Below are 19,815 nucleotides of genomic sequence, written 5' to 3'. Positions count from 1 at the left end.
GTCATACCTTCACCCGCGGATCGACCAGCATGTACAGCAGGTCGATGAAGAAATTGATCAGCACATAGATGGCCGCGATCACCAGCAGCGCGCCCTGGATCACCGGGTAGTCGCGCCGCAGCACCGCGTTGACGACCAGATTGCCGACGCCGGGCAGGCCGAACACCGTCTCGGTGATCACCGCGCCGCCAATCATCAGCGCGACGGTGAGCCCAAGCACCGTGACGATGGGCACCAGCGCATTGCGCAGCGCATGCTTGAACACCACCACGCCCTCGGGCAGACCCTTGGAGCGGGCGGTGCGCACATAGTCCTCGCCCAGCACGTCCAGCATCGAGGCCCGTGTGAAGCGGATGATCAGCGCCGAGTTCAGAAGGCCCAGCACCAGGGCCGGCAGCACCAGCGTGTGCAGGCGCGCCAGCAAGGGCGCGCCGGGCTCGCCATAGCCCGAGACCGGGAACCAGCCCATGCCCACCGCGAAAATCTGTATCAGCACCAGCCCCATCCAGAAGCTCGGGATGCTGGCGCCCAGCATCGCCAGGCCGGTGAAGAACTGGTCGATGAAGCGGCCACGGAACACCGCCGACAGCACACCGCAGGGCACGCCGATCAGCGCCGCGATGGCCACCGCCAGCAGGGCCAGCAGAAAGGTCGGCTCGGCGCGCTCCCACAGCGCCTGCGTGACCGGGCGCTGCAGAAAGATCGAGTCACCCAGATTGCCTTGGGCCAGTTCGCGCAGCCAGTAGCCGAACTGCAGCAGCAGCGGCTGGTCCAGCCCGTACTGCACGCGCACGCGGGCGATGTCGGCCGGCGTGGCCTGGTCGCCCAGCAGCACGGCCACCGGATCGCCGGGCGCGGCGCGCGTCAGCAGGAACACCAGCACCGCGACGATGGCCATCACCAGCGCCATGCCGCCCAGGCGCGAAAGCAGGTACTTCAGCATGGGGCTAGGGGGTCAGTTCTTGACCGTGACGTTCCAGAAGAAGGGCCAGGCGGCCGGCTGGTAGTTCGAAAGCAGAGGGCTGCGCGCCGACAGGCTGGCGAACTTGCCGACGTTGACATAGGGCACTTCGTCGTAGACCACCTGCTGCACCTTGCCCCACAGCGCGCCGCGCTTGGCGGGGTCGGCCTCGCGGTTGAAGGCCTCCAGCGCGGCGGTCTTGGCCGGGCTGCTCCACCAGCCCGGTGCGCCCTCGCCCAGTTGCGGCGGCGACAGCATCGGCTCGGGGAACTGGCCCGAATGCGTGATGTAGAGATCCCACAGCTTGGCTTCGCCGCGGCGCTGCACCAGCGTGGCCCAGTCGACCACATTGAGCTCCACCTTCAGGCCGGCGCGCTTGAACTGCTCGGCCATCAGCAAGGCCATGTTGTAGTGGAAGTCGTACTGGCGGCTGGTCAGCACACGTATCGTCTCGCCCTTGTAGCCGGCCTTCTCGGCCATGGCCTTGGCTTTCGCGGCATTGCGCTGGTTGTACTGCTCGGCGCCGGCGATCGAATAGAACGGCGAGCCCTTGGGGAAGTGATTCGCCTCAGCGCTGAAGAAGCGCGTGTCGCCGAAACCGGCGGCCAGCATCTCGCCGCTGCCCATCGCGGTCTGCACCGCCTGGCGCAGCGCCTGGCTGGCCAGCGGGCCTTCCTTGGTATTGAAGACGATGTAGGGGAAGCCGAACGAAGGCGTCATCAGGGCCACGGTCTTGCCCTGGGCCTTGTCCAGCCGCGCCATCGCCTCGACCGGCAGCAGGTCGGCATAGTGGTACTGGCCGGCCAGCGCGCCCTCGACCCGGGTGTTGGCATTGGGCACCGGCACAAAGCGCAGCTCGGCGATCAGCGCCTCGCGCTTGCCGCCATAGCCGTTGGCCGGCTCCTTGCGGGCGCTGTACTGATCGAAGCGGCTCAAGAGCACATATTGATCGGGGCGGCGCTCCTTGAAGCGGTAAGGCCCGGTGCCGACAAACTCCTTCAGCGGCAGCGCGATCGCCTCCTTGGCCATGATGGCGGCCATGCCGGTGGGCAGGGCCAGCTGGGCCACCAGGGGCGCATAGGGGTTCTTCAGCGTCAGCTCGATCTCCAGCGGGCCCAGCGCCTTCATGCCGGCCAGCTCCCTGGCCACGGCTTTGCCGCGCGGCGCGTTGTCCATCCAGCGCTGCAGGCTGGCGAGCACATCCTCGGCATTCAGATCGCGGCCCGAATGCAGCTTGACACCTTTGCGCAGCGCGATGCGGTAGGTCTTGCCGTCGGCCGAGACCTTGGGCATGGCCTCGGCCAGCATGGGTACCAGCTGCCACTTGGCATCGAAGGTGTAGAGCGGCTCGAACACATGCTGCATGATGGTGCCGACCAGATCGGCGGTGGAGGCCATCGGGTCCAGTGTCTGCGGCTCGGCCACCATGGCCAGCGTCGCATGGCCGGTGGCCGCGCCCTGAGCCAACGCAGGCTGCAAGCCGCCCAGCAGGACGGCACCCGCCAGGCCAGCGAGGACGCGGCGTCGCGCAAACAAGAAGGGGATGGCTGCTCGCATAGATGGCTCTCCGTCATGAAAATTAATTTCAATTCAGAGAACGATATCCAGGTTTCAGCCGATTAAACCTAGAGAAAACCCGCTGTTCAGTAACTGATGTTGAAATACACTTTCATTCACACACCCTGAAAGCCAAGCATGCCATTGGAATACCTGGGCGCCCCGCCCGTCGCCTCCGACCAACAAGCCCGCCCCTTCTCGCCTGCCGTGCGGGCCGGCGATTTCGTCTATGTGTCGGGCCAGGTGCCGGCCAATGCCGCCGGCGAGATCATCAGCGGCGGCATCGAGGCCCAGACCCACCAGGTGATGACCAATCTGAAGGCCGTGCTGGCGCTGGCCGGCTGCACGCTGGACGATGTCTGCAAGAGCACCGTGTGGCTGGACGATGCGCGCGACTTCGGCGCCTTCAACCGCGTCTATATGAGCTACTTCCCGAACGGCAAGCCGGCCCGCTCGACCACCGAGGCCCGCCTGATGGTGGACGCCAAGGTCGAGATCGACGTGGTGGCCTACAAGCCCAGGTGATCCGGCAAGACCCCGTCACCTGAGCTTTGAGACGCCGCCAGGCGGTCAAAGCAGATTTGGGGGCACTTGTGCAATGTCAGCGGCCTGGGCCGAACCCTTGGCGCAGCGCCTTTGCAGCCGCTCTTCCATGCGGGCCAGCAGCGCGGGCGGCACGCCTTGCTGCGCCAGACCGTCATGGGCATCACGGAGCAGCCGAGGCAAGATTCCGCTCAAGGCCCTGAGGCGTGCGGCGAGGTGCCGGGGTGCGAGCCGGCACTGCGCGGCCATGCTGGCCCATTCGAACGGCGTGAGTTCCTCGGGGCTGAAGGCGTCGCCGATACCCATGGCAAAGCTGGTACTCATATGCTCGTGGGCAACAGCTTCGACGTCGACGAGGTCGTAGGCAGGCGCGAGGGTGAGCAGACCGGCCTGTGGACCCACGAAGAACGACCAGTTTTTTCCATGGGCGTCGGAGTTGCCGATCAGGACATTGAAGAGCAGGCGGTCCAGCAACTGCGTGCGCATGGCCAAGGGTGCGGGGCTGAGGTCGGCGAGACCGAAGAGGCCGGGCAAGGTTGCGCCGTCGCGCAGGTGCCTCACGGCGTCCTGGTCGCCGTAGGCGCGTTCGTACTTGAGCTCGGGAGCCAGCCCCAAGGCCTGGCAGGCGTCGATGATGTGCAGGCGCTCGATGCCACCGTCGCCGCTGCGCCGCCGATCGAACCGTTCGACAAGCAGGACCGGCTCGGGGACATGCAACAGCCGGGTCCTGGCCGTCGCTATGCCGGCTGCGGCGGCCAGCCGCATGCAGCTGTGCTCGATGGCCGGCAACTCAGCCAAGCGGGCATTGGCGGGCGCGGGCTTGAGGATGACGGTGGAGGCGATGCCGTCGCCATTGGCAAGAAAGAGCTTGCCGCCGTCCTCATAGACGGCGATCTTGTCCTGCAGGCCGGCGATGGAGAGGCGCACCTTGCCGTCCCAGATGGAGAATGGTTGCTCGGGGCGACTGCGGATGCGCTCGCTCAGCTCGGCGAGCGGCAGGGGGCGAAGAGCTGGTGCTGCGGGCGATGGCGTGTCATCGAGCAGCGTCACGCGCAGGGCGCCCGTGGTCTCGGCGCCGAGGGCCGCGAGCAGCCCGGCCAGATTGCCACGCGCGAGGCCGTTGGCCTGGGCGGCGACTTCGAGCGCCTGGCCTTCAGGCAGCAGATTCTGGAAGAAGGCGCGGGCGATGGCCGAGCGCGTCTGCACCGGCAGTTCGCCAAAGGCAGGGGTGCCCGCAGCATGGGCGGCGGTGAACAGCGGCATCTGCGGACTCAGCGGAAAACTGCGAGGCCCTTGCTGCCAAGCCTCGGCGTAGCTGAAGTCGAACAGATTGCTCGGCCCGTCGTGGGACAGCGTGCCGACGCGATCATGACCTGCCCAGATGGCGAGCTGGATCATGCGGTGTGCCCGCGTTCACGCGCCGGTTTCGCGGGGTCCGATGCGTCAGCGCTGGGGCCGCCCCAGGAGCCCGGTTCGGTTTTCCGCAGGGCCTGCAAGGCCGTGGCGGCCTCGAATTGCGCCGCGAGGGGCGTGGCGAACACGGCCACGCCGAGCTCTCGCGCCACGCGCAAGGCGGTGCCGAGCGCGACGGTGCCCGTACCTCCCTCAAGGGAACCTAGCGTCGCCTTGCTGATTCCCAGGGCCTGGGCGGCGGCTTCCAGGCTGATACCCGCGGCGGTGCGCGCGGCGCGCACCGCCTGCCCGAATGCAGCGGCATCGCGGATCAGCGGGTCTGGAAAGGGCTCGGCCACCACTTTGCGCATCATTTCTCCTGCTTTGACAGGACTATAAGCGCTGCTTGCGCTTTACATGCGTTTTCGGATGGTTTGGCAGGTGGTTTGAGATGTTTCTGGCTGATGTCTCCAAAACACCTACCTTGGCAGGCGCTAAGCCCCGAACGGCGTCGGCTCCGGCGGCGTCTTCGGCAGCGTGGCCCAGCGCGCCGCCGTGATCTCGTAGACCAGGCTGGGCGCCTGGCCCGGCACATCGGCCAGCGAGCCCTTCAGCAGCATGCCGATGCGCTCCAGCGTCTTGCGCGAGGGGGTGTTGGCCGGCTGCACCACCGCCTGCACGGCGGGGGCATGCAGGATGTCGAAGGCCTGGGCCAGCGCTGCCTGGGCCATCTCCGAGGCATAGCCGCGACCCCAGGCATGGGGCCGGAAACGGAAATACAGATAAAGGCCCGGCTGGCCGCCGATAGGCCTGTTCATGATGCCGCCGCAGCCCAGCAACTGCTCCGGGTGCTCGCGCTCGGCAATCACCCAGTAGCCGAAGCCCTGGCTCTGCCAGTGAGCCAGCCAGCCTTGCAGCAAGCTGGCAGCGGCCTCGGCGGAGTGCAGCGGGCCGCCAGGGCTGAAGCGGTTGGTGACCGGATCGGCATGCAGGCCGTAGATCTCGTCCAGGTCCTGTTCGCGAGGGGCTCGCAGCAGCAGGCGAGCCGTTTCCAGCGGCATCGACATCTCTTCTCGCGAACTCATGAGCGGCAACCTCCCGATACGCGCCGATACAAGTCGGCGCACCCCAGGGTTTTAACCGATATGACGAGGCCGGCGCGGGTTGTTACCCCCTTGCTCGAGCGGTCGCAGCACGGCGAGGCCAAAAACTGCACACCGCAGCCGCTACATCTGTCGGCCATATACTGTATAAACATACAGTTATTGAATCATTGCAGTCCCCATGCACGCCCCCCTCTCCCTGCTCGAAGGCCCGCTGCGCCAGTCGCTCTGGCGCGGCTCCGAGCTGGCCCATGGCAGCAGCCCGGGCCTGCCCAGCGGCTTCGCCGCGCTGGACGCCGCCCTGCCCGGCGGCGGTTGGCCGGGCCGCAGCCTCAGCGAGATCCTGCAGCCGCGCCCGGGGGTCTGCGAGTTCCGGCTGCTGGGTCCGGCACTGGCGGCGGCCCAGGCCGGCGGGCGCAGCCTGCTACTAATCAACCCGCCCTTCACACCGCATCTGCCCGGCCTGGCGGCCTGGGGCCTGAACAGCCGGCAGCTCGTCTGGCTGGCCCCCGCCACGCCGATCCAGATCCTGTGGACGCTGGAGCAGGTGCTGAAGGCCAATGCCGCCGGCGCCGTGCTGGCCTGGCTGCCGGCCTCGACGCGGCCCGAGCAGTTGCGTCGGCTGCAGGCCTGCGCACTAGGGGCACAGGCGCCCTGCTTTGTGTTCCGGCCCGAGCAGGCGGCGGCGCAGTCCTCGGCCGCGCCACTGCGCCTCGTGCTGCAGCCCCAGGAAGCCTGGGGCCTGGAGCTGCGCCTGATCAAGCGCCGCGGCCCGGCGCTGGCGGCGCCGCTGCGCCTGCAGGCCGTGCCGCCGGCGCTGGCCCCGGTGCTGGCGGCACGGCTGCTGCAGGCCTCGCGGCCGGCCCCGCTGACCCCACCCACGCCGGAGTTGCGCGATGCATTGGCTCGCCCTGCTCGCATCGTCGCCCTCGGCGCCTGAGGGCCCGTCCACCGAGGCGGATCTGCGCGCCCTGGGCTGGTGGGCGCTGCAGTTCACGCCCCGGGTGGCGCGGCTGGAGGAGGCCGTGGTGCTGGAGGTCGGCGCCAGCCTGCGCCTGTTCGGCGGCGCGCAGCGCCTGCACCGGCGGCTGTGGCGCGAGGCTAGGGATCTGGGCCTGGCCGGCATGGCCTGGGCGCCGACCAGCCTGGGTGCGCTGGCGCTGGCGCGTGTCGGTCAGCACGACGGCCTGAGCAGGCCGCTGGACGAGTTGCTGGACGCCCTGCCGCTGGGCACGCTGAGCGCCGCCCGCGCCCATGAGGCCATGCTGCTGCGCCTGGGTTGCCGGCGCCTGGGCCAGCTGCGCGCGCTGCCGCGCCGCGCCGTCGGCCGGCGCTTCGGCGACGGCCTGCTGCTGGCCCTGGATCGCGCCTACGGCCACAGCCACGAGGCCCACACCTGGCTGCAGGCGCCGGAGCGTTTCGAGGCGCGACTGGAACTGCCCTTTCGCATCGAACACGCCCCGGCCCTGGTGCATTACGCCGAGGTCCTGCTGCGCCAGCTGTGCGGCTGGCTGGCCGCACGCCAGGCCGGCATCAAGCAGCTGACCCTGGCCTGGCAGCACGATGCGATGCGCGGCCGCGATGTGGTGCTGGACGGCGCGCTGCAGTTCGGCACCGCCGACCCCAGCCGCGATCTGCGCCACCTGAGCCGGCTGCTGGCCGAGCATCTGGCGCGGCTGGAGCTGGCCGCGCCGGTCGGCGAGCTGAGCCTGCGCGCCGATGAGGTGATGCTGCGTCCCGAGCAGGCGGCCAGCCTGCTGCCCCTCTCTTCCGGTTCCGGACCCGACGAGGCCACCGAGCCGCTGCCGCGCCTGTTGGAGCGCCTGGCTGTGCGTCTGGGGCCGGAGCGGGTGCGCGCCGGCCAGTTGCAGGAAGACCACCGGCTGGAATGCATGCAGCGCTGGGAGCCCTGGCCCGGCCCGGTGCGCCCCGCAGCAGCGCGCGTGCCGCTGCTGCCACAGCCCGCCTGGCTGCTGGAGCCGCCGCAGCGGCTGGAGGTGCGCGCCAGCCAGCCGCGCCATCTGGGCGAACCGCTGCAGCTGCTGACCCGACCGCAGCGCATCGAAGGCGGTTGGTGGCAGCAAGGCGCGGGGCCGGGCGTGGTGCAGCGCGACTATGTGCTGGCGCTGAGTCCGCAGGCCGGGCTCTTGTGGATCTACCAGCAACGGCTCTCCAAGGTCGAGGCTGGCTGGTTTCTGCATGGGGTTTTCGCATGATCCCTGACTACGCCGAGCTGCACTGCCTCAGCAATTTCAGTTTTCTGCGCGGCGCCTCCAACCCCGAGGAGCTGGTCGAGCGCGCGCACCGGCTCGGCTACGCCGGCATCGCGATCACCGACGAATGCTCGCTGGCCGGCGTGGTGCGGGCCTATACCCAGCTCAAGCGCCTGCGCGAGGCCGATCCGCAGTCCGCCCTGCCCCGCTTGCTGATCGGCGCCGAGTTCCTGGTGCGCGACGACGCCGGCGGTGAACCCGACTTCAAGCTGGTGGCAATCGCCCGGCATCTGGAGGGCTACGGCAACCTCTGCCAGTTCATCACCCAGCTGCGGCGCGAGAGCGCGAGCAAGGGCCAGTACCGGCTGCGCCGCGCCCAGTTGCAGCCCGGCCGGCTTGCCGGCTGCCAGCTGATCCTGCTGCCGCGTCGCGAGGCGGACGACGCGGCGCTGCTGGCGCCAGCGCTCTGGCTCTTGCGCCATCACCCGGGCCAGGCCTGGATCGGGGTCGAGCTCTTGCGCGAGATCGGCGACGAGCTGTGGCTACAGCGCCTGCGCACGGTGGCCGATACCACCGCGCTGCCGCTGCTGGCCTGCGGCGATGTGCATATGCATCTGCGCTCGCGCAAGCCGCTGCAGGATGTGATGACGGCCACCCGGCTGGCCAAGCCGGTGCGCGACTGCGGCCTGGACCTGCAGCCCAATGCCGAACGCCACCTGCGCAGCCGGCTGCGCCTGGCCCAGCTCTATCCGGCCGACCTGCTGGCGCAGACCCTGGTCTTGATGGCGGGCTGCACCTTCTCGCTGGATGAGATCCGCTACCAGTACCCCAGCGAGGTCGTGCCGGCCGGCGAGACGCCGGCCAGCCATCTGCGCCGGCTGACCTATGCGGGCATGGCGGACCGCTGGAAGGACGGCGTGCCCAAGCAATGGCGCGAGCGCATCGACTACGAGCTGGCCCTGATCGAGGACCTGCGCTACGAGCATTACTTCCTGACCGTGGCCGATATCGTCGCCCATGCGCGCAGCCTTGGCATCCTCTGCCAGGGTCGCGGCTCGGCGGCCAATAGCGTGGTCTGCTACTGCCTGAAGATCACCTCGGTCGACCCGGGCCGCAGCACCCTACTGTTCGAACGCTTCATCAGCAAGGAGCGCAACGAGCCGCCCGATATCGATGTGGACTTCGAGCATGAGCGGCGCGAGGAGGTGATCCAGTACCTCTACAGCAAGTACGGTCGCGAGCGAGCCGCGCTGGCCGCCACCGTGATCAGCTACCGCGCCAAGAGCGCGATCCGCGATGTCGGCAAGGCGCTGGGCATGGACGAAGCCTTGCTGGAGCGGCTGGCGCTGGACCACCATGGCTGGTCCGAGGAGTCGCTGCCCGATGCGCGGCTACGCCAGCTCTGCGTCGAGCTGGGCCTCGACGAGGATGGCCGGACCCTGCGCCAGCTGGTGCAGCTCTCGCGCCAGCTGATGGGCATGCCGCGCCATCTGAGCCAGCATGTCGGCGGCTTTGTGCTGACCCAGGGCCCGCTGGACCGGCTGGTGCCGATCGAGAACGCGGCGATGGACAAGCGCACGGTGATCGAATGGGACAAGGACGATCTGGACAGCGTCGGGCTGATGAAGGTGGACGTGCTCGCCCTGGGCATGCTGAGCTGCCTGCGGCGCTGCTTCGATTTCTACCGCCAGTGGCGCGGCAAGGATTACGACCTGGCCAGCATCCCCGAGGGCGACCCGCCGACCTACGAGATGATCTGCAAGGCCGACACCGTCGGCGTGTTCCAGATCGAGAGCCGCGCGCAGATGTCCATGCTGCCGCGGCTGCGGCCACAGAACTATTACGACCTGGTGGTCGAGGTGGCCATCGTGCGCCCCGGGCCCATCGAGGGCGGCATGGTCCATCCCTATCTGAAGAACCGCGCCGAGCACCGCGCCGGCCGCAAGATCGACTATCCCAAGGGCCTGGAACCGGCGCTGGAACGCACCTTCGGCGTGCCGATCTTCCAGGAGCAGGTGATGCAGGTGGCGATGATTGCCGCCGACTTCACGGCCGGCGAGGCCGACCAGCTGCGCCGCGCGATGGCGGCCTGGAAGCGGCCCGGCGATCTGCAGCAGTTCTACGAGAAGATCATCGGCAATATGCGCCGCAACGGCTACGAGGACGAATACGCCGAGCGCATCTTCAAGCAGATCAAGGGCTTCGCCTCCTACGGTTTTCCGGAATCCCACGCCGCCAGCTTCGCGCTGCTGACCTATGTGTCCTGCTGGCTCAAATGCCATGAGCCCGCGATCTTTCTGTGCGCGCTCTTGAACTCGCAGCCGCTGGGTTTCTACACACCGAGCCAGCTGGTGCAGGACGCGCGGCGCCATGGCGTCGAGGTGCGGCCGGCCGATGTCAGTCTCAGCGAGATCGACAGCAGCCTGGAGCCCAACCCCGGTGCCAAGCAGGACCTGGCCGTGCGCCTGGGCCTGCGCCTGGTTTCCGGCCTGTCGGCCGAGGCGTCGACGCGCATCGTCGCAGCGCGCGCCGAGGCGTCGTTTGCCGATGCGCAAGACCTGGCCCTGCGCGCAAGACTGGAGCAGCGCGAGATGCAGCAGCTGGCCGCCGCCGACGCGCTGCTGTCGCTGGCCGGGCACCGTCGCCAGCAGGTCTGGCAGGCGACGGCCTGGCACAGGCTGCCACCGCTGCTGCGCGAGGCCGGGGCGCAGGAGGCCGAGGGCGAGGCCCAGCTGGCGCTGCCCGCCGCCGCCGAGGGCGAGGAGGTGCGCTGGGACTATGCGGCCACCGGCCTGACCCTGCGCAGCCACCCGCTGGCCATCCTGCGGCCGCAGCTGAGCCAGCGCGGCCTGCTCAGCTCGACCGAGCTGCTCGGCTGGCCCAGCGGCCGCAGCGCCCGAACCTGCGGCATCGTCACCGTGCGCCAGCGCCCGCAGACCGCCAAGGGCACGATCTTCGTCTCGCTGGAGGACGAGGGCGGCAATGTGCAGGTCATCGTCTGGGCCGATGTCTACGCCAAGCACCGCTCCACCATCATCGGCGCCCGCCTGCTGGCCGTGCGGGGCCGCTGGCAGAAGGAAAAAAACGGCGTGGCCCATCTGCTGGCCCAGGACTTCCGGGACCTCTCGCACCTGCTGGGGCCCATCCTGATGCCCAGCCGGGATTTCCATTGAGGTCCGGGCTCAGCGCCCGGCCCGCCACAGCCGCCAGATCGTCAGGCCGTTGACGCCGGCCACCACCAGCTCCAGCAAGGTGCCGCCCACCGAGCCGACCAGGGCGTTGTGGACCACCCAGCACAACGTGCCGGCCAGCATCAGCAGCCGCATCTGCAGGCCCTGCAGCAGGAACAGCGCCAGGCTGCCCAGGCAGGAGGCGGCGATCGGCAGCAGCGAGACAAGGCCGCTGAACAGCCAGCAGCCCAGCGCCAGGTTCAGGCCCACGAAGAACGCCGCCAGCCAGCGCGAGCGGCTGTACATCGCCGCCACCGAGCGCCCCAGCGAGACCAGGGAACTGGCCACCGCCGTGGGCTGGCCCAGCAGCCAGAAATGCAGCACATAGGCGAAACACTCGACCGCCATGAACTGCTTGAAGCGCCGGTCATCGGTCTGCACAAAGCAGCCGACGCCGAACACCAAAGCCAGATAGCCCAGCAGCTGGGCGGGCGACAACAGGGTGGGCATCATGGGTGACAACAAGGCGGCGGGAGCAGGCGCTATTCTCGGGGGCGCCACCCGCTTTGGAGTCACCCGAATGATTGCGATGAAGACCCGTCTTTGCCTGAGCCTGCTGGGCGTGATGCTGAGCGCCTGCGCCACGCCGCCCAGCCCGCCGCCACCAGCCGCGTCGGCCGCAAAACCCGACCCCCTGCTGATCGCCGAGGGCCGCGAGTGGCGGCTGGTGGAGCTGATGGGCCAAGCGGTCAAACCCGACGCGAGCGGCCGTGTGCCGACGCTGAGCTTCAAGCAGGAGGGTCAGAGCCTGCGTGTCAGCGGCCACAACGGCTGCAACGGTTTCTTCGGCCAGGCCGAGCAAGGCGCGCCGCTGCGCCTGCGCTTCGACAAGCTGGCCAGCACGCTGCGCGCCTGCCCCGACATGAGCCTGGAGCAGCAATTCATGCAGGCGCTGGAGCGCACCGACAGCTACCACGCCGACGCCAAGCAGCTGCAGCTGCACCGCGCCCGGATGGCGCCGCTGGCGCGCTTCGAGCCGGCGGCGCCTTGAGCGCCAGGCACCCGCTGCTGTTCCGCGTCGATGAGCTCGTCGCGGCACGCCGCTTCGACCCCGCCGACGCGCCGCTGCTGCAGGCCTTTCTCGACGCCAACCCCGAGTACTTCGAGCGCATCGGTGGCGCGCCGCCCAAGCCCGACGAGGCCGCCACCGAGCTGGCCGAGCGGCCGCCGGCCGAGCTGAGCTGGCGCGAGCACTTCAATATCGGGCTGTGGCGCGAAGCGCCGGACACCGCGCCGGCGCTGATCGGCTTCGCCATCGTCGACAGCGATCTGGTGATCGAGGGCTGCTGGCATGTGGCGCTGTTCATCATCGCCACGGCCCTGCATGGCCAGGGCATCGCGCCGCGCTGCTACCGGGCGCTGGAGCAATGGGCGGCGGCTCAGGGCGCGCGCTGGATGCGGCTGGGCGTGGTGCTGGGCAACGCCAGGGCGGAGGCTTTCTGGCGGCACCTGGGCTTTGTCGAACTGCGCCGCCGCGAGGGCGTGCCGGCCAATGACAGGCTCAACACGGTGCGGGTGCTGCTCAAGCCCTTGCGCGAGCCCGATGTGGCGCCCTATCTGGCCTTGGTGGCGCGCGATCGGCCCGAATGAGGGTAGGCGCTGCTATCCTCGGCCGCAAACCCAACAGCCCAGAAAGCGTCCACCATGAACACCGTCCGGATCGCCGCCATCGCCCTGATCATCGCCGGCGTGCTGGGTTTGCTCTACGGCAACTTCAGCTACACCAAGGAAACCCATGATGTGAAGCTGGGCCCGATCGAGCTGTCGGTCAAGGAGAAGCAGACGGTCAATGTGCCGGGCTGGGCCGGCGCGGCCGCGATCGCGCTGGGCGTGGTGCTGCTGGTGGTGGGGGGCAGGAAGCCCTGACCGTTGCGGCGCGACCGGGCCGGCCGCGCAGAGGCGGCGTAGCGAACTCAGCGCAAGCGGATCTCGCCGCTCTCGCCCAGCGAGGTCGGCGGCCTGCCGGTGACGACCGCCTTGGCCATGGTGTAGAGCTGGGTCAGCTTGCTTTCCCTCATGTCCCAGTAATGGGCATGAATGATCTTGACCTCGACCAGGGCCAGGTCCGGGTCATCGACCCCGCCGGGGAACCAGGCCAAGGCTTGCGGCGACCAGAGTTCGCGGGCCTTGGCAATATCGCTGACCACCCGCGCACAACCCGAGACCGACACATAGCGATCCTGGTCTGGATCGGCATAGGCCAGGTTGACCATGGCCTCGGCGGTCAGTTCGTCGACCGGCTCGCCGCTGCGGGACATGAAGAACCACAGGCAGTCATCGTCCTCGAGCTTGCGGTTCTGCGTGGTCATCGGCCGCGAGTGCAGATGGCTGTTGTCATGCAGGGTCGTGAGCATCGCAAAGCGGATGTCCTTGATCAGTTCCCATAGCAACAGACGGGGCGGCGGCGCTTCGGTCGTCATTGAGTCCATGTAGCTGGTCATCGCTCAGTACCAATAGCCCTGCCGGCCATGGGCCTCGTGCAGCCGCTCCTCGAACTCGCGGTTCAGCAGCACGCTGTCGTCGTATTCGGGGCTGTTCTTGATCTGCTCCCGGGTCAGCTGGGTGTAGACGGTTTTCTCGCTCCACTCGATGCGGTCGATCCAGTGCGTGGCGATCAGCACCTTCTTGCCGCCCGGCCACCAGTTGCGCGTGTCGACCACCAGATAGCGAATCGCCCAGGAGGCCTCGTCGAAGATGAAGTCCTTGACATGGCCGAGGCTGCCGTCGAGCGCATGGATGTCGTAGCCGCTGACATTGGCGCTGCTGCGCAGATGCACATCCTCGGGGGCCAGGTCTTGCTCGGCGCGCTCGATCTCGGCCTGGGTCTGCAGGCCGGTCGGCGGCAGCACCGGCAGGGCCTCCATCGCCCACAGGCCGACACCGCCCCAGTACTGCGGATAGTTGTAATAGTCCAGATAGACCCGCTCATGGCCGCGCAAGACCGGCTTGTGGGTGTCGATGCCCGGGCTTTTCTCGACCTGCTCGCGGCTGAGTCCGACCTGGATCTGCTTGACCCGACCCAGCGGCGGCTGCACCGCATAGGGCGAGATCAGCACCTCCCGCCCGGCCAGCCAGGAGCCGGTGTCGACCACCAGATAGCGGATGGTCCAGGCCTGATCGTCGAAATAGGCTTCCTTGACCTCACCGACCTCGCCTTCGGTCGCGCTGAGCGTGGATCCGCTGAGTTGGCTGATGCTGTTCAACATGGCAACACTCCTTGATCGCTGTGATGCCGACAGCTTGCCGTGCATCGCCGCCGCTGCCTGTAGGACAGCCGGCCCTTGCCGCGCCGGAGAATCACGCTAGGCCAGATGCGCCGCCAGATGCTCGACCAGCAGTCGCAGCCGCTGCGGCATGAAGCGCTGGCTGGGCATCACCGCATGCAGCGGCAGCTCGTCGCCGATCCAGTCCGGGAACAGCTCGACCAGGGCGCCGCTGGCCAGGCTGGCGCGCACATCGAGCTCGCTCTTGCAGATCACGCCGCGGCCCTCCAACGCCCAGCGATGGGCCAGCGCGCCGTCGTCGCAGCTGCGCCGCCCGCGCACCCGCACCAGCAGCGGCGCCGCCTCGGGCTGCTCGCGCGGGCGCAAGCGCCATTCCTGCTCGATGCGGTTGCGTATCTTCATCGTCAGGCAGTCATGGGTGGCCAGCTCGCTGGGATGCGCCGGCCGGCCGGCGCGCGCCAGATAGGCCGGTGCGGCCACCACGCAGCGCCGTGCCGCGCACAGGCGCCGCGCCACCAGGCGCGAGTCGGCCAGCTCGCCATAGCGCAGCGCCAGGTCGACATCGTCGCGTACCACATCGAGCAGCGAGTCGCTGACGCTGAGCTGCAGCTCCAGCCCCGGATGCTGGTCGAGGAAGGCATCCAGCAGCGGCAGCAAGACCTGGCGCGTCAGATCGCTCGACGCGCTGACGCGCAGGCGGCCGCGCAGCAGCGTGCGCGAGGCCGCGCCGGGGCCGCCCTCGTCGAGCAGGGCCACGCCTTCGTCGAGCAGCTCCAAGGCCCGCTGGCCATAGTCGCGCAGGCGCTCGCCGGCGGCGCTCAGGCGCAGCGCCCGCGTGCTGCGCTCGACCAGGCGCACGCCCAGCCGGGTTTCGAGCTTCTTCAGCATCGCGCTGGCGGCCGCCGGCGTGATCTGTAGCGCCCGCGAAGCGGCCGTCAGACTGCCACCGCGCGCGCATTCGATGAGCAGGCGCAGCTCGTCGGTATTTTCAATTTTCATTTGAAACTGAATCGTATTAAAGCGGCTTTTTCAGAAAGCAAGCGAGCCTCACCATAACAGCCATCGCAACGTTTCCTGAAGGAGTTCCCCATGCAAGCCATCGGCTATTTCAAGGCCCAGCCCATTGCCGCCGCCGAGTCCCTGCTCGATCTCGAGCTGCCCGTGCCGACGCCCGGCCCGCTCGATCTGCTGGTCGAGATCAGCGCCATCGCGGTCAACCCGGTCGACGCCAAGGTGCGCGCCAGCCGCAGCAGCGCCGACGGCCACACGCCGGTGCTGCTGGGCTGGGACGCGGTGGGCATCGTGCGCGGCCTGGGCGCGGCGGTGCAGGGTTTCGCCGTCGGTGACCGCGTCTGGTATGCCGGCGCCATCACGCGCGCCGGCAGCTATGCACAGTTCCAGACGGTGGACCATCGCATCGCCGCGCTGGCCCCGCGCAGCGCCAGCGACGCCGAGGCCGCCGCGCTGCCGCTGACCGGCATCACCGCCTGGGAGCTGCTGTTTGATCGGCTGGAGGTGCAGGCCCGGCCCGAGCGGCCGGTCAGCCTGCTGGTGACCGGCGCGGCCGGCGGCGTGGGCTCCATCCTCGTGCAGCTGGCGCGCGCGCTGCCGCATCTGACCGTGATCGCCACGGCCTCGCGGCCCGAGTCGGCCGCCTGGCTGCGCGAGCTGGGCGCCCATCACGTGATTGACCACAGCCAGCCGCTGGCCGCGCAGGTCGCTGCGCTGGGCGCCGCGCCGCTGCGCTATGTGGCCAGCCTGACCCACACGCCGCAGCACTTCGGCCAGCTGGTCGAGGCGCTGGAGCCGCAGGGCCGGCTGGCTTTGATCGACGACTTCGCGCCGGAGCAGCTCAATGTGATGGCACTGAAGGGCAAGAGCCTGTCGCTGCACTGGGAGATGATGTTCACCCGCTCGATGCATGCCACCCACGACATCACCGAGCAGGGCCGGCTGCTGGCCGAGTTGGCCCGCCGCATCGACGCCGGCGAGCTGCGCAGCACCCTGGGCCAGGTGCTCGGCACGATCAATGCCGCCAACCTGAAACAAGCCCATGCGCTGATCGAGAGCCAGCGCAGCATCGGCAAGCTGGTGCTGGCCGGTTTCTAAACCTTGCTCAGCGCCGCCACCTGATCGCGGATCAGGTGGCCGGCGATCGAGAAGCGCGGCGGGATGCCGGGCAAGGCGTCGAGCAGGAACCAGCGTGCATCCTCGATCTCACCGGCCTGCGGCACGATCTCGCCGTCCACCCACTCGGCCGTGTAGGCCACCATCAGGCTGTGCGGAAAGGGCCAGCTCTGGCTGCCGTAGTAGCGCAGATGCGCGACCCGCACGCCGACCTCCTCGGCCACCTCGCGGTGCACGCAGTCCTCCAGCGATTCGCCGGCCTCGACAAAGCCGGCCAGCGCGCTGTAGAAGCCCGGCGCATAGCCGGGCGAGCGCGCCAGCAGCAGCTCGGGGCCATCCGGGCGGCGGCGCCACACCAGACACATCATCGCCGGGCTCAGCCGCGGGTAGCAGACCTGGCCGCAGGCCGGGCAGCGCCGCGCCCGCTCATGCGCCAGCGCCTCGGTCGCCGTGCCGCAGACGCCACAGAAGCGATGGGTCCGTTCCCACTCCAGCACCTGGGCCGCACGCCCGGCCAGCTGCATCAGCGGCTCGGGCAGTGTCATCATCGCGGCGCGCAGCGGCAGCGCCTCGAAGCCCGGCGGCGCCTCGGCCAGCTGCAGCGCCCAGCAATCACGCTCGTCCAGCCGACCGAGGTAATGGCGGCGGCCCTGCACCGGCTCGAACACGGCCGATGTCTGCGGGCTCAGCATCTGCTCGCGCAGCAGCAGGCGGCCTCCGACGAAGACGAAGTACCAGGCCTCGGCGGTGCTGGCTGCCGGGTCGGCGGGTGAAGCGGCGGGAAAAACGGCGGCGTGGAATTGCATGGGGATGGACTTTATGCCCAAGTCCTTGACTTGGTTGGCTGTTGTCGTCGCTGTAGGGCGCCGGAGTTTGGGGCTCAAGCTTCTGCCGTCGGTTCGGGAGACGCAAGCGCGCCAGCAGGAGTGGCAGCAAGGCCAGCGGGCTCCGTCTGGCATGGCAGGGGACCGGGGTGCCAGACATCTTCTTTGCGACAGGGGCCAGGCGCTAACGATCTCCGCCAGGTAGGCTGTTCCTGGCAGCGGAATTTTCAACTGGCAATAGCCGCAGAAGGAAGGGACAGCCGGGGCATTGCGGCACAGGGGCCCGCGTTTCATGATGGCCGCTCGTCTGCAACGTCAGGAGCGACCATGAACGCAAGCAATGCAAAGCGTCTGAGTGTCTTCGCCATGCCCGTGCTGCTGGCAGCAGGCGTGCAGGCCGACGTGGTCACGGACTGGAACCAGAAGGCCAGCGAGATCACCGTGGCCCACCAGGCCGGGCCTTGGGGCCAGGCACCGATGGCACTGATCCAGGCGGCGGTGTTCGAGTCCGTCAATGCGATCACCCGGCGCTATCCGCAGGCCGGGTACTTGAAGCTGGAGGCGCCGGCGGGAGCCTCGATCGACGCCGCGGTGGCCGCGGCCAATCGCGCCGTACTGGCCCGCATGGCGACGACGCAGGCCGCGGCGGTCGACGCGGCCTACCAGGCCGCGCTCGCCGCCATTCCCGAAGGGCCCGCCAAGACGGACGGTGTTGCGCTGGGCGAGAAGGCCGCGGCAGGCATCCTGGCACGGCGGGCCCCCACGGGCGCACCGCCCGTCTTCTACCGGCCCGTCACCAATCCCGGGCACTATGTACCGACGGTCGTGCCGGCCATGGCCGATCTGCCGCCGGCGCGCTGCTGGGTGCTGGACCGGGTCGATCAGTTCCGCCCCGGACCGCCGCCCGATCTGAAGAGCGCGGTCTGGGCTCGCGACTACAACGAGGTCAAGGCCCTTGGCGCGCGCACCGGCAGCCAGCGCAACGCGGAACAGACCGAGATCGCCCGCTTCTGGGCTGCCACAACGCCGACGATCTACTATCCGCTCGCCCGCTCGGTAGCGAGTCAGCCCGGGCGCGACATCACACAGAATGCGCGCTTGCTGGCGGCCAGCGGGCAGGCGATGGTCGATGCCATCGACGCGGTCTTCGACGCCAAGTACCACTACCATTTCTGGCGCCCGTTCACGGCGATCCGCAACGGCGATCAGGACGGCAACGACGCCACCGAGCGCGATGCCGGCTGGCTGCCCCTGATCGAGACGCCGATGCATCCCGAATACCCCTGCGCTCACTGCGCGATCGCTGCATCGCTGGGCGCGGTGCTGAAAGCCGAGATCGGCAGTGCGGCCGTGCCGCGCCTGTCCACGACCAGCCCGACACTGCCCGGTGTCACCCGCTCCTGGGCCAGCGTCGATGCCTTCGAGCAGGAGGTCATCAATGCGCGGATCTATGACGGCGTGCATTACCGCAATTCGGGCGAAGTCGGCCGGGCGCTGGGTGCCAAGGTCGGCGAGGTATCGGCAGCCAAGCTGTTGCGCTGATCGCTGACCGACAGCCCGGCATCATCCCGCCGGCGGCTCGGCTGCGAAGTGCTCGCGCACAAGCGCGCAGCAGCACAAGGCTGCGATGATGATCGATAGCGATCATCATCCAACTCCCCCTCTGCCCGCCTCCATGCAGCTGACCGGCCAGCCCCACCAACTCCCCTGCCCCCAATGCGCCGCGCCGATGGCGCACCTGAATCTGGCCAGCCATCGCAGCGCGAGCGTGCCGGTGGACCATTGCGCACCATGCCGGCTGGTCTGGTTCGACCGGCTGGAATCGGTGCAATTGGCAGGCCTGGGCTGGATCGCGCTGCTGCGCGAGTTGCAGGAGCCGCAGGGACCGAGCGCGCCGCTGCCGGCGCCGCCTGCGGCCAAGCTGGCCTGCCCGGTTTGCCGCGTCACGCTCAAGCCGGTGCAGAACAGCACCCGCTTCGGCCGCTTCCCGGCGCTGGAGTGCCCGAGTTGCGGCGGCCATCTGCACAGCCACGCCGGCGTGCTGGCCGAGCGCGGCCTGGTGCGGCCGCTGCTGCCGGCCGACCGCCGGGTGCTGCAGGACGAGCGCCGTGCGCTGTGCTGCCTGAACTGCGGCGCGCCGGCCGAAGGGCGCGAGGAGGCCTGCCGCTACTGCGAGAGCCCGCTGCTGATGCTGGATCTGCCGCGCCTGACCCAGGCCCTGCGGCTGGGGCCGGGGCGAGATCCGCAGACCGGCGAGCGCCAGCGCCCCGCTGCGCTCTGGGCCTGGGCCTGCCATGGCTGCGGTGCCGCGCTGGACCCCAGTCGCCATACGGCCTGCACGCAATGCGGCCATGCGGTGCTGGCACCCTCGCTGCTGGACCTGACACCGCTGCTGGACAAGGTGGAGGCCGAATGGCGCGCCGATATCGCGGCCAGAGCCGCACGAAGGCAGTCTCAGACCGCATCGGCGCTGCGCCCCAACCAGCGGACCCGCGACTGGCGGGACACCACGATGGCACGTATGTTGGAGCAGCTCAGGGGAGACGCCGACGACGATGCCCCGACCGGGGCCGCGCTGCTCACCGTGCTGTCTGGAATCTTCCTGTTTCTACTGCTTCGATGGTGGTTGGGCGGCTGACCA

The 19,815-nt window shown here is 69.0% G+C and carries 20 protein-coding genes; 10 read left to right on the top strand and 10 right to left on the bottom strand.

Annotated features, from left to right (window positions below):
* Position 1: 1 nt before the first annotated feature.
* A complete protein-coding gene (locus ABGI63_RS08960; protein ID WP_269838663.1) occupies positions 2-943 on the bottom strand; it encodes an ABC transporter permease in 942 nt (313 codons plus the stop codon).
* A gap of 12 nt (positions 944-955) precedes the next feature.
* Positions 956-2,518, bottom strand: coding sequence for an ABC transporter substrate-binding protein (locus tag ABGI63_RS08955; protein WP_349742106.1), 1,563 nt, complete (start codon positions 2,516-2,518; stop codon positions 956-958).
* Between the two features lie 138 nt (positions 2,519-2,656).
* Between ABGI63_RS08955 and ABGI63_RS08950 the strand changes: the two genes are divergently transcribed.
* Positions 2,657-3,043 carry a RidA family protein gene (locus ABGI63_RS08950; RefSeq protein ID WP_349742105.1) on the top strand — a complete coding sequence of 129 codons (387 nt, stop codon included), beginning with the start codon at positions 2,657-2,659 and terminating at the stop codon, positions 3,041-3,043.
* A 45-nt stretch (positions 3,044-3,088) separates the two neighbouring features.
* Here ABGI63_RS08950 and ABGI63_RS08945 read toward each other — a convergent pair whose 3' ends face one another.
* From ABGI63_RS08945 to ABGI63_RS08935, 3 genes are all read right to left on the bottom strand, one after another.
* Positions 3,089-4,459, bottom strand: coding sequence for a HipA domain-containing protein (locus ABGI63_RS08945; RefSeq protein WP_349742104.1), 1,371 nt, complete (start codon positions 4,457-4,459; stop codon positions 3,089-3,091).
* A complete protein-coding gene (locus ABGI63_RS08940; protein ID WP_349742103.1) occupies positions 4,456-4,827 on the bottom strand; it encodes a helix-turn-helix domain-containing protein in 372 nt (123 codons plus the stop codon). Before ABGI63_RS08940 ends, ABGI63_RS08945 begins: the two co-directional genes overlap by 4 nt.
* A 120-nt stretch (positions 4,828-4,947) precedes the next feature.
* Entirely contained in the window at positions 4,948-5,538 is a 591-nt protein-coding gene (locus ABGI63_RS08935; RefSeq protein ID WP_262970017.1) for a GNAT family N-acetyltransferase, read from the bottom strand.
* Between the two features lie 199 nt (positions 5,539-5,737).
* On the opposite strand from ABGI63_RS08935, the gene imuA reads away from it, so the two are divergent.
* The 3 genes from imuA to ABGI63_RS08920 are packed head-to-tail and all read left to right on the top strand — an operon-like array spanning position 5,738 to position 10,942.
* Positions 5,738-6,496: a translesion DNA synthesis-associated protein ImuA gene (gene imuA, locus ABGI63_RS08930; RefSeq protein ID WP_349742102.1), complete on the top strand. Its 759-nt coding sequence runs from the start codon at positions 5,738-5,740 to the stop codon at positions 6,494-6,496.
* On the top strand, positions 6,453-7,772 hold the full coding sequence (locus ABGI63_RS08925) for a Y-family DNA polymerase (protein ID WP_349742101.1): 1,320 nt from the start codon (positions 6,453-6,455) through the stop codon (positions 7,770-7,772). Before imuA ends, ABGI63_RS08925 begins: the two co-directional genes overlap by 44 nt.
* Complete coding sequence (locus ABGI63_RS08920) at positions 7,769-10,942, top strand: error-prone DNA polymerase (RefSeq protein ID WP_349742100.1); 3,174 nt, start codon at positions 7,769-7,771, stop codon at positions 10,940-10,942. The genes ABGI63_RS08925 and ABGI63_RS08920 overlap by 4 nt, the downstream gene beginning before the upstream one ends.
* Before the next feature lie 9 nt (positions 10,943-10,951).
* Here ABGI63_RS08920 and ABGI63_RS08915 read toward each other — a convergent pair whose 3' ends face one another.
* The gene (locus ABGI63_RS08915) at positions 10,952-11,452 is read right to left on the bottom strand and encodes a YgjV family protein (RefSeq protein WP_349742099.1); all 501 of its coding nucleotides are present in this window, start codon (positions 11,450-11,452) and stop codon (positions 10,952-10,954) included.
* Between the two features lie 76 nt (positions 11,453-11,528).
* On the opposite strand from ABGI63_RS08915, the gene ABGI63_RS08910 reads away from it, so the two are divergent.
* From ABGI63_RS08910 to ABGI63_RS08900, 3 genes are read left to right on the top strand one after another with little or no spacing between them, the layout of a single operon-like run.
* Positions 11,529-11,990: an META domain-containing protein gene (locus tag ABGI63_RS08910; protein WP_349742098.1), complete on the top strand. Its 462-nt coding sequence runs from the start codon at positions 11,529-11,531 to the stop codon at positions 11,988-11,990.
* Positions 11,987-12,589 (top strand): GNAT family N-acetyltransferase, encoded by a 603-nt coding sequence (locus ABGI63_RS08905; protein WP_349742097.1) that lies wholly within the window; start codon positions 11,987-11,989, stop codon positions 12,587-12,589. The genes ABGI63_RS08910 and ABGI63_RS08905 overlap by 4 nt, the downstream gene beginning before the upstream one ends.
* Positions 12,590-12,643: 54 nt before the next feature.
* A complete protein-coding gene (locus tag ABGI63_RS08900) occupies positions 12,644-12,865 on the top strand; it encodes a hypothetical protein (protein WP_137941120.1) in 222 nt (73 codons plus the stop codon).
* A gap of 47 nt (positions 12,866-12,912) precedes the next feature.
* Here the strand turns inward: ABGI63_RS08900 and ABGI63_RS08895 are convergent, their stop codons facing one another.
* From ABGI63_RS08895 to ABGI63_RS08885, 3 genes are all read right to left on the bottom strand, one after another.
* Positions 12,913-13,419, bottom strand: a complete 507-nt coding sequence (locus tag ABGI63_RS08895) for a pyridoxamine 5'-phosphate oxidase family protein (RefSeq protein ID WP_349742096.1) — start codon at positions 13,417-13,419, stop codon at positions 12,913-12,915.
* 24 nt (positions 13,420-13,443) lie between these two features.
* Positions 13,444-14,205 (bottom strand): PRC-barrel domain-containing protein, encoded by a 762-nt coding sequence (locus ABGI63_RS08890; protein WP_349742095.1) that lies wholly within the window; start codon positions 14,203-14,205, stop codon positions 13,444-13,446.
* Positions 14,206-14,301: 96 nt separating this feature from the next.
* Positions 14,302-15,222: a LysR family transcriptional regulator gene (locus ABGI63_RS08885; protein ID WP_349742094.1), complete on the bottom strand. Its 921-nt coding sequence runs from the start codon at positions 15,220-15,222 to the stop codon at positions 14,302-14,304.
* A 90-nt stretch (positions 15,223-15,312) separates the two neighbouring features.
* Here ABGI63_RS08885 and ABGI63_RS08880 point away from each other — a divergent pair, with 90 nt between their 5' ends.
* Positions 15,313-16,332, top strand: a complete 1,020-nt coding sequence (locus ABGI63_RS08880; protein WP_349742093.1) for a zinc-binding alcohol dehydrogenase family protein — start codon at positions 15,313-15,315, stop codon at positions 16,330-16,332.
* On the opposite strand, the gene nudC is transcribed toward ABGI63_RS08880, so the two are convergent.
* The gene (gene nudC / locus ABGI63_RS08875) at positions 16,329-17,156 is read right to left on the bottom strand and encodes an NAD(+) diphosphatase (RefSeq protein ID WP_349742092.1); all 828 of its coding nucleotides are present in this window, start codon (positions 17,154-17,156) and stop codon (positions 16,329-16,331) included. The two genes, ABGI63_RS08880 and nudC, sit on opposite strands and share 4 nt — an antisense overlap.
* A gap of 345 nt (positions 17,157-17,501) precedes the next feature.
* On the opposite strand from nudC, the gene ABGI63_RS08870 reads away from it, so the two are divergent.
* Positions 17,502-18,716, top strand: a complete 1,215-nt coding sequence (locus ABGI63_RS08870; protein ID WP_349742091.1) for a vanadium-dependent haloperoxidase — start codon at positions 17,502-17,504, stop codon at positions 18,714-18,716.
* 85 nt (positions 18,717-18,801) lie between these two features.
* Positions 18,802-19,812: a TFIIB-type zinc ribbon-containing protein gene (locus ABGI63_RS08865; protein ID WP_349742090.1), complete on the top strand. Its 1,011-nt coding sequence runs from the start codon at positions 18,802-18,804 to the stop codon at positions 19,810-19,812.
* Positions 19,813-19,815 lie beyond the last annotated feature (3 nt).

The sequence above is a fragment of the Roseateles cavernae genome (assembly GCF_040187885.1).
Lineage (GTDB): Bacteria > Pseudomonadota > Gammaproteobacteria > Burkholderiales > Burkholderiaceae_C > Roseateles_E > Roseateles_E cavernae.
Note: the sequence above shows the minus strand (reverse complement) of the source record. Positions and strands in the feature narration are given on the sequence as shown.